This window comes from Foliimonas ilicis, from assembly GCF_039939195.1.
In the GTDB taxonomy this organism is placed as follows: domain Bacteria; phylum Pseudomonadota; class Alphaproteobacteria; order Rhizobiales; family Rhizobiaceae; genus Foliimonas; species Foliimonas ilicis.
This window is the reverse complement of the sequence record NZ_JBDUUH010000004.1, coordinates 280,559-294,591: the sequence shown is the minus strand read 5'-3', so window position 1 is coordinate 294,591 and position 14,033 is coordinate 280,559. Positions and strand designations below refer to the sequence as shown.

The 14,033-nt window shown below is 59.3% G+C and carries 12 protein-coding genes; 8 read left to right on the top strand and 4 right to left on the bottom strand.

Going from position 1 to position 14,033, the window contains the following annotated elements; genetic code table 11:
• Positions 1–9: 9 nt before the first annotated feature.
• The 7 genes from ftsZ (at position 10) to ABFT80_RS11785 (ending at position 9,243) form a co-directional block, all read left to right on the top strand.
• Positions 10–1,686: a cell division protein FtsZ gene (ftsZ, locus tag ABFT80_RS11815; RefSeq protein ID WP_347972105.1), complete on the top strand. Its 1,677-nt coding sequence runs from the start codon at positions 10–12 to the stop codon at positions 1,684–1,686.
• Positions 1,687–1,963: 277 nt separating this feature from the next.
• Complete coding sequence (gene lpxC, locus ABFT80_RS11810) at positions 1,964–2,908, top strand: UDP-3-O-acyl-N-acetylglucosamine deacetylase (RefSeq protein ID WP_347972104.1); 945 nt, start codon at positions 1,964–1,966, stop codon at positions 2,906–2,908.
• 219 nt (positions 2,909–3,127) lie between these two features.
• Positions 3,128–3,994, top strand: a complete 867-nt coding sequence (locus tag ABFT80_RS11805) for an outer membrane protein assembly factor BamD (protein ID WP_347972219.1) — start codon at positions 3,128–3,130, stop codon at positions 3,992–3,994.
• A 3-nt stretch (positions 3,995–3,997) separates the two neighbouring features.
• Positions 3,998–5,671, top strand: coding sequence for a DNA repair protein RecN (gene recN, locus ABFT80_RS11800; RefSeq protein ID WP_347972103.1), 1,674 nt, complete (start codon positions 3,998–4,000; stop codon positions 5,669–5,671).
• 330 nt (positions 5,672–6,001) lie between these two features.
• Positions 6,002–8,155: an NAD-dependent DNA ligase LigA gene (ligA, locus tag ABFT80_RS11795; RefSeq protein WP_347972102.1), complete on the top strand. Its 2,154-nt coding sequence runs from the start codon at positions 6,002–6,004 to the stop codon at positions 8,153–8,155.
• 81 nt (positions 8,156–8,236) lie between these two features.
• Complete coding sequence (locus ABFT80_RS11790) at positions 8,237–8,950, top strand: AzlC family ABC transporter permease (RefSeq protein WP_347972101.1); 714 nt, start codon at positions 8,237–8,239, stop codon at positions 8,948–8,950.
• Entirely contained in the window at positions 8,947–9,243 is a 297-nt protein-coding gene (locus ABFT80_RS11785) for an AzlD family protein (protein WP_347972100.1), read from the top strand. Before ABFT80_RS11790 ends, ABFT80_RS11785 begins: the two co-directional genes overlap by 4 nt.
• A gap of 224 nt (positions 9,244–9,467) precedes the next feature.
• Here the strand turns inward: ABFT80_RS11785 and ABFT80_RS11780 are convergent, their stop codons facing one another.
• The 4 genes from ABFT80_RS11780 to ABFT80_RS11765 all read right to left on the bottom strand — a co-directional run bounded on the left by ABFT80_RS11780 (position 9,468) and on the right by ABFT80_RS11765 (position 13,352).
• Positions 9,468–11,294 (bottom strand): aminopeptidase P family protein, encoded by a 1,827-nt coding sequence (locus ABFT80_RS11780; RefSeq protein WP_347972099.1) that lies wholly within the window; start codon positions 11,292–11,294, stop codon positions 9,468–9,470.
• A gap of 399 nt (positions 11,295–11,693) precedes the next feature.
• Positions 11,694–12,566, bottom strand: coding sequence for a 50S ribosomal protein L11 methyltransferase (locus ABFT80_RS11775; protein ID WP_347972098.1), 873 nt, complete (start codon positions 12,564–12,566; stop codon positions 11,694–11,696).
• 20 nt (positions 12,567–12,586) lie between these two features.
• Positions 12,587–13,165 carry an SCO family protein gene (locus ABFT80_RS11770; RefSeq protein ID WP_347972218.1) on the bottom strand — a complete coding sequence of 193 codons (579 nt, stop codon included), beginning with the start codon at positions 13,163–13,165 and terminating at the stop codon, positions 12,587–12,589.
• Between the two features lie 25 nt (positions 13,166–13,190).
• Positions 13,191–13,352: a hypothetical protein gene (locus ABFT80_RS11765; protein WP_347972097.1), complete on the bottom strand. Its 162-nt coding sequence runs from the start codon at positions 13,350–13,352 to the stop codon at positions 13,191–13,193.
• A gap of 175 nt (positions 13,353–13,527) precedes the next feature.
• On the opposite strand from ABFT80_RS11765, the gene ABFT80_RS11760 reads away from it, so the two are divergent.
• On the top strand, positions 13,528–14,016 hold the full coding sequence (locus tag ABFT80_RS11760) for a CreA family protein (protein WP_347972096.1): 489 nt from the start codon (positions 13,528–13,530) through the stop codon (positions 14,014–14,016).
• Positions 14,017–14,033: the final 17 nt, after the last annotated feature.

Here is a 14,033-nt window from a genome sequence, read left to right as displayed (position 1 = left end):
ACGAGGACTATGACGATCAATCTGCAGAAGCCAGACATAACCGAGCTAAAGCCACGCATCACCGTTTTCGGTGTTGGCGGCGGCGGCGGAAATGCCGTTAACAACATGATCACGGCGGGCCTGCGCGGCGTTGAATTCGTGGTCGCAAACACCGATGCTCAGGCGCTGACGATGTCGAAGGCCGACAGGCTGATCCAGCTCGGCGCGCATGTAACCGAGGGTCTCGGTGCCGGTTCGCAGCCTGAAGTCGGTCGCGCCGCCGCTGAAGAATGCATCGACGAATTGATCGATCATCTGTCCAACACGCATATGTGCTTCGTCACCGCAGGTATGGGCGGCGGCACCGGCACCGGTGCTGCTCCCGTCGTCGCCCGCGCCGCCCGCGAAAAAGGCATCCTCACCGTTGGCGTCGTCACCAAGCCTTTCCACTTCGAAGGCCAGCGCCGCATGAAGACTGCAGACCTCGGTATCGAGGAACTGCAGAAGTGCGTCGATACGCTGATCGTCATCCCGAACCAGAACCTGTTCCGTCTTGCCAATGACAAGACGACCTTCGCCGATGCATTCGCAATGGCTGACCAGGTGCTGTACTCCGGCGTTGCCTGCATCACCGATCTGATGGTCAAGGAAGGCCTGATCAACCTCGACTTCGCCGACGTTCGCTCGGTGATGCGCGAGATGGGCAAGGCGATGATGGGTACGGGCGAAGCTTCGGGCGAGGGCCGTGCAATGGCTGCCGCAGAGGCCGCAATTGCCAACCCGCTGCTCGACGAGACCTCGATGAAGGGTGCCAAGGGCCTGCTGATCTCCATCACCGGCGGTCGCGACCTGACCCTGTTCGAAGTGGACGAAGCAGCAACCCGCATTCGCGAAGAAGTCGATCAGGATGCCAACATCATCCTCGGCGCGACCTTCGATGAAGATCTCGAAGGCGTCATCCGCGTCTCGGTCGTGGCCACCGGCATCGACAAGACGGCAGCCGAAATCGCTGCCGCCCCGATCGCCATTCGCCAGCCGCAGCAGCCGAAGCCCGGCCTGCAGCGTCCTGCCGAAGCGCGTCCGATTGCGCAGCAGCCGATCCAGCAGGAGCCGATCCGCGAGTTTCGTGCGGCAGCAGATCCGGTAGCCGATGCGATCCGTCAGGCGGAAGTCAGTGCAGCACAGCGTCCGGCCGCTGCCCCGCAGGCGGATTTCCGCCCGCAGAGCAAGCTGTTCCAGGCACCGCCAGCAGCGCTTCAGCAGCCGCAGGTCCAGATGCAGCCACAGCCTGCACCGGCCCCCGTTCAGCTTCGCGAGCCGCAGCAGGCAGCGCCGGTTCAGCCGCGCATGCCGCGCGTCGAAGACTTCCCGCCGGTCGTTCAGGCAGAGCTGGAAGCCAAGTCGCGTGTTGCAGAGCCTTCGCACGACCATGACGAGCGCGGCCCGATGGGCTTGCTCAAGCGCCTGACCAACGGCCTTACCCGCCGTGAGGAAGAGCCTGCCCGTCTTCAGCCTGCGCAGCCGCGCGAGCCGAAGCTGCGCCAGCCTGCTCCTGAGGCCCGCCGTCTCGCCAGCCAGGACCCGCAGCTTTACGCTCCGCGCCGTGGCCAGCTCGACGAACATGGCCGTCTCGCACCGCAGGCACGTGCGCAGCACGAGGACGATCAGCTTGAAATTCCTGCCTTCCTGCGCAGGCAAGCCAACTAAACTTTAACGAGTTGGTAACGAAATGTTACAGGCGGGCATCAAGGTGCCCGCCTTATTTTTTGTAAAACCTTTTTAAAACAGAGATTTGCGTGGCTTTCCTGAGTTATCCACGGCGTTACAAAGGGAAAGAAACAGTGATTTGGAGACTCTCCGCGGCGCTACTATCTTCCGGCCAACTGAATAGTTGTGCCGGATTCCTTGGGGTTGGTGCCGGGCTGCTATTGCAAACGTCGTATTTTGACGGCGTATTTTTAGCTTTGGAAAGCTGGCGGATATAATGGGTACTGATTTGTTCGATCGTCAGACCACAATCAAGTCGCGCGTTTCCTTGTCCGGTATAGGTGTTCACAGCGGCAAGGATGTCGCGGTGCACTTTCACCCGGCAAGCGCGGATACGGGCATTGTGTTTCGCGGCATGGATAGCGCGGGGCAGGAGCTTCGCGCGTTGCATTCCGAGGTCGGCAGCACCGATCTCTGCACCATGCTGGGTGATCCTTCCGGCTATCACATCGGTACGGTCGAGCATCTGATGGCCGCCGTCTTCGGCCTCGGCATCGACAATCTGGTGATCGAAACGGATGGCAACGAAGTTCCGATCCTCGACGGAAGTGCCGCACTTTTCGTCGACGCCTTCGATCAGGTCGGGCTGGAAATTCTTGCGAGCCGCCGTCGTTATATCCGCGTCACCAAGCCGGTTCGCATCGAGAATGGCGCGTCATGGGCGGAGTTCAAACCTTATGACGGCACGCGTTTCGATGTGACCATCGATTTCGAAAGCCCTGCCATCGGGCGCCAGAATTTCGCGGTCGATCTCAACGCTGATGTGTTCCGCCGCGATCTTTCGCGCGCCCGCACCTTCGGTTTCATGAAGGATGTCGAGCGCCTCTGGGCTGCGGGCTATGCGCTGGGTTCATCGCTGGAAAACTCCGTCGTCATCGGCGAGGACAGCCGCATTATCAATATGGGTGGCTTGCGCTATCCCAACGAATTCGTGCGCCACAAGATGCTCGACGCCATGGGCGATCTGGCGCTTGGCGGCGCACGCTTCATCGGTGCGTTCCGCTCCTATCGTGGCGGTCACAAGTTGAATGCGGCAGCACTTCATCGTCTGTTGTCGGATCGTTCGGCGTTTGAAATCGTCGAGACGTCGAGCCCGGCGCGGGGACGTTCGGCGGAGATGATCGTGGTGAATGCGCCGGTTCACGCACCCTGGGTTTTGTGATTCGCGCGACTGCAATTTCGATGCGAAGCCATCGATCTGTTGCTGGAGCGTCGCATAAATCACGAAAAAACCCTGCAGGCGCCGCTAATGCGCCGATAAGGGTTCAGCGTGCCACAAAAATGCGCCATTGCCGGATGATAGCGTTGCCGTGCAATGGCACTTATGATTTATGGCACAATGCTTTCGAGTGAAATAATGCCGAAAGGGCGGAATACGATCATGGTCTTCCAGAAAGCCGCTCCTTCGGGCAGGCAGTTTCGTTTGGCGCTTGTTGCGCTTTCAGCATTTGCCGGCCCGGTCCTGCTTTCAGGCTGCATGTCTTCCGAGGCAGACGTCGATCTCTCTACCTATGTGGAGCAGACGGAGCCTGCGGACGTGCTCTACAATCAGGGCCTCGCCAATCTGAATTCCGGCCGCCTTACCGAAGCCAGCCGCAAGTTTGATGCCGTCGATCGCCAGCACCCCTATTCGGAGTGGGCGCGCAAATCGATGGTGATGGGCGCATTCGCGAATTATCGCCAGGGCAAGTATGAGGAAGCGGTCGCTTCTTCGCAGCGTTATCTGTCGCTCTACCCGAACACGGATGATGCGGCCTACGCGCAGTACATTATCGGCCTCAGCTATTTCCGCCAGATCCGCGACGTGACGCAGGACCAGAAGGAATCGCGCCGCGCCATTGAGGCGATGCAGGAAGTGGTCGATCGCTGGCCCGAATCCGAATATGTCGAAGACGCCAAGGAAAAGATCCGCGTTGCCCGCGACCAGCTCGCCGGCAAGGAAATGCAGATCGGCCGCTATTATCTCGAACGGCGCGAATATATCGCTGCCACGAAGCGCTTCCGCGGTGTGGTCGAGAATTATTCCAACACAAGACAGGTCGAAGAAGCGCTCGCGCGTCTCGTCGAAGCCTATTACGCGATGGGTCTGACTTCGGAAGCCCAGACGGCTGCCGCGGTGCTTGGACACAATTATCCGGACAGCTCTTGGTACAAGGATTCCTACAAGCTGCTGCAATCCGGCGGGCTTGAGCCTCGCGAAAGCGCGGGTTCGTGGATTTCCAAGGCCGGGAAGCTTATCACCGGGTAAGCGATGCTCTCGCGCCTGTCGATCCGCGATATTGTCCTCATAGAACGGCTGGATATGGATTTCCTGCCGGGACTTTCCGTCCTGACAGGTGAAACCGGGGCTGGTAAATCCATTCTCCTCGATTCATTGTCGCTGGCGCTTGGTGCGCGCGGCGACGCTTCCCTTGTGCGGCATGGCGCTAGCCAAGGGCAGGTGACGGCCGTCTTCGACGTGCCGGCCAACCATCCCGCGCGGCAATTGCTGATCGACAACGCCATCGACGACGAAGGCGACATCATCCTGCGCCGCGTGCAGACGGCGGATGGGCGCACGCGCATCTTCGTCAACGATCAGCCGTCAAGCGTGACGCTGGTGCGCCAGATCGGGCGTGCTCTGGTCGAAATCCACGGCCAGCATGATGAGCGCGCGCTGGTCGATCCCGGCGCGCATCGCAATCTTCTGGATTCCTTTGGCGGTCATGTCGGAGAAACGCTGAATTGCGGTGCCGCATGGCGGCGCTGGCGCGACAGCGAACAAGAGCTTGCCCGCGCAAAGGCGAGGGTGGATGCAGCCGCGCGCGAGGCGGATTATCTGCGCGCAGCGGTGGCCGAGCTCTCCGGGCTCGATCCCCAGCCGGGCGAAGAAACCGAACTGGCCGACATTCGCCAGACCATGATGCGGGTCGAAAAGATCGCGTCCGAGATCAAGGATGCGCAGGACGTCCTGTCCGGCCCGACATCGCCATTGCCCGCCTTAGCGAGCCTGTTGCGCCGCTTGCAGCGCAAATCAGCCGAAGCGCCGGGTCTGCTCGATGATGTCGTGACCTCGCTCGATGAGGCCATGCTGTCGCTCGACGCCGCGCAATCGAGCGTTGATGCGGCGATGCGGGCGACCGAATACGATCCGGCGCGGCTCGAGAAGGCGGAGGAGCGTCTGTTTGCGCTTCGCGCCGCCAGCCGCAAGCACAATGTCCCGGTCGATGATCTGGCCGAGCTTCGCGATAAGATGGAGGCAGACCTTGCCGACCTCGATGCGGGCGAAAGCCGTTTGCACGGGCTGGAAAAACAGGCTGTCGCGACACGCGAAGCCTATGATTCCGCTGCTGCCGGGCTTTCCGAATTGCGAAAAGCCGCAGCCGCTGGCCTGCAGAAAGCCGTGATGGCCGAACTGCCCGCGCTCAAGCTGGAGCGCGCCGAATTCATCGTCGAGATTTCCAGCGAAAAGGACAATCGGCAGGAAGAGGGCATCGATCAGGTCGAATTCTGGGTGCGCACCAATCCAGGCACGCGGGCAGGACCGATGATGAAGGTCGCGTCCGGCGGCGAGCTTTCGCGCTTCCTGCTGGCGCTCAAAGTCGCGCTTGCCGATCGTGGTTCCGCGCCAACGCTGGTTTTCGACGAAATTGACACGGGCGTCGGCGGTGCGGTGGCAGACGCCATCGGCCAGCGCCTGTCGCGTCTTTCGGCGCGTGTGCAGGTTCTGTCTGTCACCCACGCGCCGCAGGTTGCTGCGCGCGCCGCAACCCATTTCCTGATTTCCAAATCCGGTGGCACCGACCGCGTTTCGACGCGCATTGCCGAAATGGACAAGCCCGCCCGCCAGGAAGAAATCGCCCGCATGCTTGCCGGCGCGACCATCACCGACGAAGCGCGTGCAGCCGCTGAACGTCTCCTGCGCGAGAATGTCGTACCTAGCTGATTTTGGCAGTAGGGCGGTTCCTGTTTTGACGGAATCGCGAGACACCCCCCTCTGCCCTGCCGGGCATCTCCCCCTCAAGGGTGGAGATTGGCTGACATAAATATCCGCCTTTTTTCTGCAACGCGGGCAATTGATGCCGTGCGTTCATGACGGAGTAATCTCCACCCTTGAGGGGGAGATGGCCGGCAGGCCAGAGGGGGGTGCTGCCCCGCCAGCGTTTCCATTTAAAAAATGAAGAGCTTTAGGTTGTGCGCCGACAAGAAACGGAATTCCACTTTCATCGCGCTAACTCTATTGTGCCGAAAACATCCAGAAGCCGGAATTTTCGACATGGCAGACACACAAAAACCGGTAGAGACTCTGACTGAAGATCAGGCTGCGGAAGAACTTGCGCGTCTGGCCGAAGAAATTGCGGGTCACGACAAGCGCTATCATCAGGAAGATGCGCCGACCGTAACGGACGCCGAGTACGATTCTTTGCGTCTGCGCAATGCCGAGATCGAGGCTCAGTTTCCGAGCCTGATCCGGTCGGATTCGCCGTCAGTCAAGGTCGGGGCAACGCCGTCAGCAGCCTTCAGCGCGGTCCCTCACGTCAAGCCGATGCTTTCGCTGGACAATGTGTTTTCCGACGGAGATGTCGTTGATTTCGTCGGTTCCGTACGCCGGTTTCTGAAATATTCGGCTGAAAACGAACTGATTTTCACGGCAGAGCCCAAAATCGACGGACTTTCCATGTCGCTGCGCTACGAAAACCGGCAGCTCGTGACGGCAGCGACGCGCGGCGACGGATCGACCGGCGAAAACGTCACCGCCAATATCCGCACCATCTCTGAAATCCCCGACCGTCTGCCCAAGGACGCGCCGGATGTCGTGGAGGTGCGCGGCGAGGTCTATATGCGCCGTGACGATTTTCTGGCACTCAATGAAAGAATGGCCGAAACGGGCCGTGTTTTCGCAAATCCGCGCAATTCTGCTGCCGGAAGCCTGCGCCAGATCGACCCCAACGTGACCAAGACGCGGCCTTTGCGGTTCTTCGCTTATGCGTGGGGCGATGCCAGCGAGACGCTTGGCGACACACAGTATGACGTGGTGCAGCGCTTTGCCGATTGGGGCTTCAAGATCAACGATCGCATGGTGCGCTGCGCCAGCGTCGAGGAAATGCTGGCGCGTTATCAAGCCATCGAAATGGACCGCGCCGATCTGCCCTACGACATTGACGGGGTGGTCTATAAGGTCGACCGGCTGGATTTGCAGGAGCGCCTCGGCTTTCGTTCGCGCAGCCCGCGCTGGGCGACCGCTCATAAGTTCGCAGCCGAAAAGGCGACGACCGAATTGCTCGGCATCGACATTCAGGTCGGCCGCACAGGCGCGCTGACGCCGGTCGCTCGGCTCCAGCCCGTCACGGTTGGCGGAGTGGTCGTTACAAATGCAACTTTGCACAATGAGGATTACATCAAGGGTATCGGCAATAGCGGCCAGCCGATCCGCGAGGGCAGGGACATTCGCGTTGGCGATACGGTTCTCGTTCAGCGCGCAGGCGATGTGATCCCGCAAATCCTCGATATTTTCCCCGAAAAGCGCGCATCCGACAGCGTTCCTTATGTCTTCCCGGACCATTGCCCGGCCTGCGGCAGCCATGCGGTGCGCGAGGAAGGCGAGGTCGTGAAGCGGTGCACCGGCGGGCTGATCTGCCCGGCACAGGCGGTCGAGCGGCTTCGGCATTTCGTTGCGCGCGGCGCGATGGACATTGACGGTCTTGGCGAAAAGCAGATCGAATTCTTCTTCCATGCGGAAGACGAGGCGCTTCTGGTACGCTCGCCAGCCGATATTTTCACGCTGGAAGCGCGGCAGTCGAAATCCCTGACCAAGCTCGAAAACATCGACGGGTTTGGTGCAACGTCCGTTCGCAAGCTGTTTGCGGCGATAAATGAGCGGCGCAAGGTCGATTTCTCGCGCTTTCTTTATGCGCTAGGCATTCGCCATATCGGTGAAACCAACGCCAAGCGCATCGCGCGCCACTATGTGCAGTTCGACAAGTTCAAAGAAGCGGGGCTTGCCGCGCAAATGCCGGAAGGCAAGGGCGATCCGGGCAATAGCGCCTGGCAGGAACTCAACGCCATCAACGGCATCGGCGCAACGGTTGCGGAGGCCGTGGTCGAGTTTTTCGCGGAAGATCACAATCGCGCTGCCCTCGACGCGCTTCTGGCTGAGGTAAAGCCGCAGGACGAGCCGCAAGTCGGTGGCGTGTCGTCGCCCGTATCCGGCAAGACGGTGGTTTTCACTGGGTCGCTGGAGCGCATGTCGCGCGACGAGGCGAAGGCAATGGCCGAGAATTACGGGGCGAAGGTTTCGGGCTCTGTTTCCAAAAAGACCGATCTGGTGGTGGCCGGGCCGGGTGCTGGCTCGAAACTCAAGCAGGCGACCGATCTCGGCATAGAAGTCATCGATGAGGATGCCTGGTTCGTGCTCGTGGGGCGTGATTAACAACTTCATTGACGCTTTGGCTCAATGGAATTGGCGTGACATGGCAACCGTGCTGACCTAATCAGGTCGGTGGGAGAAGGTATGTCATCTCAAAATCAAAGCGGTGAATTTTGGCGCGGCGCGCGCCTCAGCGTGCCTATTGTCGTGGCATCCGCTCCGTTCGGCATGCTGTTCGGCGCAATCGCCGTCGATAATGGTTTTACCATTTTCGACGCCGTGTTGATGAGCGCGACCGTCTATGGTGGTGCGAGCCAGCTTGTCGGTATCGAGCTTTTCGGTCAAAAAGTTGCGCCGTGGCTGATCGTTTTGTCGGTTTTTGCCGTCAATTTCCGGCATGTTTTGTATTCGGCGGCGGTCGGGCCATACATAAAGCATTGGCCGATCATGCAGCAGGCGATCGGTTTTTTCCTGCTGGTCGATCCGCAATATGCCGAGACGGAACGCAAGGGCGAGCGCGGCGAAACCGTCAGTTTCTGGTGGTATCTGGGGCTTGGCCTGCCGGTCTATATATGCTGGTTGCTCGATGCCTTTATCGGTGCGGTGTTTGGCAAGCTGATCCCTGACCCGCACGCATTGGGCCTCGACTTCCTGTTGCCGCTCTATTTCCTCGGCCTCGTCATGAGCTTCCGCACGCGTCCGCTCTGGCTGCCTGTGGTGCTCGCAAGTGCTGCCGCCTCGATAGTTGCATATGTAACTGTCGGGTCGCCCTGGCATGTTTCGATCGGTGCTGCGGCCGGCATTCTGCTTGCCGCGATCGTTGCGCCGCGCGACAGGCATGGAGGCGATGTGCTGTGAACGAGACGTTCTGGATCATCTTCTTCTCGGCAATCCTGACCTATCTGACGCGCATCGCAGGGCATATGGTCATGTCGCGTTTCGAGCGGATCAATCCGCGTGTCGAGGCAGGGCTGAATGCTGTTCCGGCTGCCGTGCTGACGACGCTCGTTGCGCCGTCGATCCTGTCGGCAGGGCCTGCGGAGTTCGCTGCCCTGTTGATCGCGGGCCTCGTCTCATTACGCGGCGGGCTGATGACGATGTTCCTCACCGGTGCGGCCACGCTGATTATCTTGCGGTATTTTTTGGCTTAGGGCGGTTCCTGTTTTAACGGAATCGCGAGGCACCCCCCTCTGCCCTGCCGGGCATCTCCCCCCCAAGGGTGGAGATTGGCTTTCACAACGCTCCGCCTCTGTCTTGCAACGTCAGAAATTGGTGCGATGCGCTCATGACGGAGTAATCTCCCCCCTTGAGGGGGAGATGCCCGGCAGGGCAGAGGGGGGTGCCTCGCGCCTGCTTTCTATCTAAAAGTAACCGCCTAAAGCGCTGCCGTCGCTTCCTCGAGCCAGGCCAGCGTTTCGCCTTCGACCAGCGTGCCGATCTCTTCCAGAACGCGCTCATGATAGGCGTTCAACCATTCAAGCTCATCGCTGGACAACAATTCGACTTGCACCATACGGCGGTCGAAGGGCGCCAGCGTCAGGGTTCCGAAACCGTGCATGGCAATGTCGCCGTCTTCGATCTCTTCCGCCTTGTCGACAAGGATGAGGTTTTCGAGGCGGATGCCGTAGTGGCCTTCCTTGTAGTAGCCGGGCTCGTTGGAAAGGATCATGCCTTCCAGCAGCTTTTCCGTGCCGGTCTTGGCGATGCGTTGCGGCCCTTCATGGACCGAGAGATAGGAACCGACGCCGTGGCCGGTGCCGTGGGCGAAGTCGAGGCCCGATTTCCAAAGTGCGATGCGCGCGAAAGCGTCGATGTCGCAGCCGCGTGTGCCTGCCGGAAAGCGCAGCGTCGAAATGGCGATGAGGCCTTTCAGCACCAGCGTATAGCGCTCACGCATTTCCTCTGTCGGTTTTCCGATAGGAACGGTGCGCGTGATGTCCGTAGTGCCGTCCTGATATTGCGCGCCGGAATCGAGCAGGAAAAGCTCGCCGCTTTTCAGCTTACGGCTGGTTTTTTCGGTCACGCGATAATGCATGATCGCGCCGTTCGGGCCTGCACCTGAAATCGTATCGAAGGAGACGTCGCGCAGCGGCATCTGCATTTCCTCGCCGGTGCGGGTGCGGAATTGCTCAAGCTGTTTTACGACGGCGATCTCATCAAGCGATCCCGGCTTCCTGCCGTCCAGCCAATGAAGCAGCTTTACGACTGCCGTGCCGTCGCGAATGTGGGCGGCTTTTGAGCCGTCTATTTCGGCGCGGTTCTTGGTGGCTCTGGGGAGGCGTGCCGGATCAGCGGCTGAGACGACCGTGCCGCCATTTTCCTTGACCAGCGTGCGCAGCCTGTCTGCCGCCAGAACCGGATCGAGCGCGACGCGCGCGCCGTCTTTTGCCAACGCCGCAACGGCATTTTCAAGCTCGTCGGGCGCATGCAATTCGGTGAGTTGCGTCAGATAGGCTTTCGTCTCGATCGAGAATTTCCGCTCGTCCATGAAAAGCGAATGCTCGCCTTCTGCTGAAAGGATCGCGAAACCCAGGGCCAGCGGCGTATGGGGAACGTCGTTGCCGCGAATGTTGAACGCCCATGCAATGGATGACGGGTCGGTCAGCACGGCATGGGTCGCGCCGCTTTTGGTAAGCGCGTGCGCCAGCCTATCGAGTTTGCTTTTTGCCAGCTCACCGGCAAAGGCAATCGGGTGGATTTCCACCTGAGCGAGCGGCGGTTCCGGCTGGTCTTCCCAGATTTCGTTGATCGGGTTGGTGCCGAGCGCCACGAGTTCGGCGCCGGATTTTTCGGCGGCGGCCCGCAGTGCATTCACATCGGAAATCGTGTGAAGCCAGGGATCGAAGCCGATGCGCGCGCCCTTGCCGAGGTTTTCGCCGATCCAGGAGGGCGGCGGATTGTCGACGAGGCTTTCAATCTCGAAAATCTGCGTATCGACCTGCGAGCGCACCTGCAGCGTGTAGCGCCCATCGACGAAAACGAATGCGCGTTTCAGAAGGATCAGCGCGACGCCTGCCGAGCCTGTAAAGCCGGTCAGCCATTTCAGGCGCTCGGAGCGGCTGGCGACATATTCGCCCTGATGCTCGTCGGAGCGGGGAACGAGAAAACCGTCCAGCGAATGATGCTCCAACCATTCCCGCAACCGCGCAACGCGTGGTGCACCCACTGATGGATCGCTCTCGGATGTGAAGGACTGGAACATGAGGATTTGCTTTCCGAGTTTCGACTCTGACCGGGGCAAACTAACTGGCCTGAAACTGCCATGCAATGTGCCAAAGAAAGCGGCATTCTGACGCTTATTGTGCATTGCGATATTTCATCTCGCATATGCGAAATAAGATGGGTGCTATGCAAAATTTGCGTTACGGAATTCGAGCTATGCACCCTATCTTGAGGTCGTGGAGGATCATTCTTCTCAACCAGAGATAGGGAACGATAATGATCGATAAGAAGCCAGGTTTTTTCAAAAGCGCCATCAAGGCACTCATCGCCGCTCGTGAGCGCGAAGCAAAGCGTTACCTCGAGACGATGAAGCTGCGCGGATACGGCCAGTACTAAAAATACCGGGCTTCGACAGGCGCTTTCCAGCAGCTTGTCGAAGTCATCTCTTCAGATGAATAGTTACCCAGCCTTCTCGCGAAAGCGTGCTTACGTGCCGGAAGTGCTGCTGGGTGTATGCGGCGATCACCGCATTGCGCTGCCGGTCGAGAATTCCCGACAGCACCAGTGACCCGCCCGGCGAGACGAATTTCGTCATTTCCGGGGCAAGACGCATCAAGGGTCGCGCAAGAATATTCGCGACGATCAGCGGGAAGGGCGCACGCGCTGCAAATACCGGGTGATGAAACCCGGTTGCCGTGTGCGTTTCCACGAAAGCGCCAACCTCGTTCAGCTTTACATTCTGCGCCGCGACCTTCGTGGCTATCGGGTCGATGTCGGTCGCCAGAACCGGAATGCGCGCAATCTTCGCAATCGCGATGGCAAGCACGGCACTGCCGGTTCCGAGATCCAGAGCGTTTGCGGGCTTCTCGCGGCGGATGACTTCTTCCAGAACCTGAAGACAGCCGGAGGTCGTGCCGTGGTGGCCGGTGCCGAAGGCAAGGCCCGCCTCGATCTCGATGCCCATATCGCCTGGGCGCTTCTTGTCGCGGTCATGCGCGCCATGGACGAGAAAGCGCCCGGCACGCACCGGCTGCAGGCCTTCCAGCGAAAGCGTGACCCAATCTACATCCGGCAGCACTTCGCGTTCGATGGCGAATTTGAAGGATAGCCCGGCCAGCAGATCGCGTATCGTGGCTTCGATCTGGTCGAGGTCGCCTTCGGCATAGAGCGAGACTTCCTGAATGTCGTTGTCTTCGTCGCGCTCGAAGACGGAAATCGCATAGCCTTCATCCTCGAAGGCTGCCTCAAGTGCTGGAAATATTCTGGCTGCCTCGGCGCGGCCGGTTTCGAAATAAAGGCGCGTCTGGGTCATGATCTTCCGGGAATGAGAGGTCAGCTTTTTCCGGCCAGCCGCTTGAGCTTGGCAATCGCGGCGTCCGGATTCTCGCCATACGCTATGGTGCCGGCAAAATCACCCGATTTGTCCAGCAAAATGATGGAAGCGGTGTGGTCCATCGTGTAGTCGCCGCCTTCCAGATCGACCTTTTTCGAGAAAATGCCGAAGGACTTGGTCATTGCCTGCACTTTCGCGGGTTCGCCGGTGATGCCGGTGATGCGGTCTGAAACGTTGCCGACATAATTGTTGAGGATTTCCGGCGTGTCGCGCTCAGGATCGACCGAAACGAAATAGGCGCGAATGTCCTTGCCTTCGTCACCGATCGTCTTCAGCCAGCCATCCATCTCGAAAAGCGTGGTCGGGCAAATTTCGGGACAGTGGGTGAAGCCGAAGAAGACGGCGCTCGGATGGCCCCGGAAGGCTGCTTCGGTGATCTCGTTGCCCTGCTGGTCGGTCAGCGCAAAAGGCGCGCCATAGGGCTGGCTGCTGTTCTTTTCGCGATACCAGTCATAGCTCAACCAGCCTATTCCCGCGGCCATCAAGACCACCATGCCGACAAGTATCGTGCGCATAATCATATTTTTTACCGTGAAAAATTGGTCAGAAGCACCAGGACAGGCCGGATTCGACCATGGTGATGAAGATCGATGCGCCATGCTGTGCCCAAGCCGCAAAGGCAAGGCCGCTCGCTGCCGCGAAAGCCGCAACACCGATTGTGATTTTCGCAACGCCCGAAGGCGTAAGGGAAAACGGCCAATTCATGGACTATAGATAGCCTTTATGATGAAACAGAAAAAGATGGCATCTTGCCGCTGAACTCCTCTATTTGCTTTTATAACCGCGTTCCGCGATCAGTTTTTCGTGTAAATCAGGCTTGTAAGGCACAGTTTTTCTTCCCAATTGAGCCGGACCCATTCGGATGAAGAGGTTTTCGACGATGCGCGCAGCAGTTTTCGCTCTTGTTTCAGGTGCCTTGATCGGCCTTTCCGGCACCGCCTCCGCACAGAAGGTGGGCGAGGTCGGTGTCGACTGGCTGGGCAATGACATCATCGTCGAGGCGGTGAAAGACCCGAAAGTCGAGGGTGTGACCTGCCATGTGTCCTATTTCGATCGTGGCGTGGTGGATCGCCTGCAAAAGGGCAACTGGTTCGAAGACCCTTCTGATTCATCCATTTCCTGCCGCCAGACCGGCCCGATCACCATCGGTGAAATCGATTTGTCGGAGGATGGCGAGGAGGTGTTCAAGCAGGGCATCAGCCTTATCTGGAAGAAGCAGGTGGTGAACCGGATCTACGACAAGCAGAACGAAACCCTGATCTATCTCTCGCATTCGCGGCAGGTGCAGGACGGGTCTGCAAAGATGTCGATTACGACGGTTCCGCTTTACGGCCAGAATGTCGTGTGGACGAAAGCCAAGCCGGAGTAGGCTTGCAGGCATAAAGT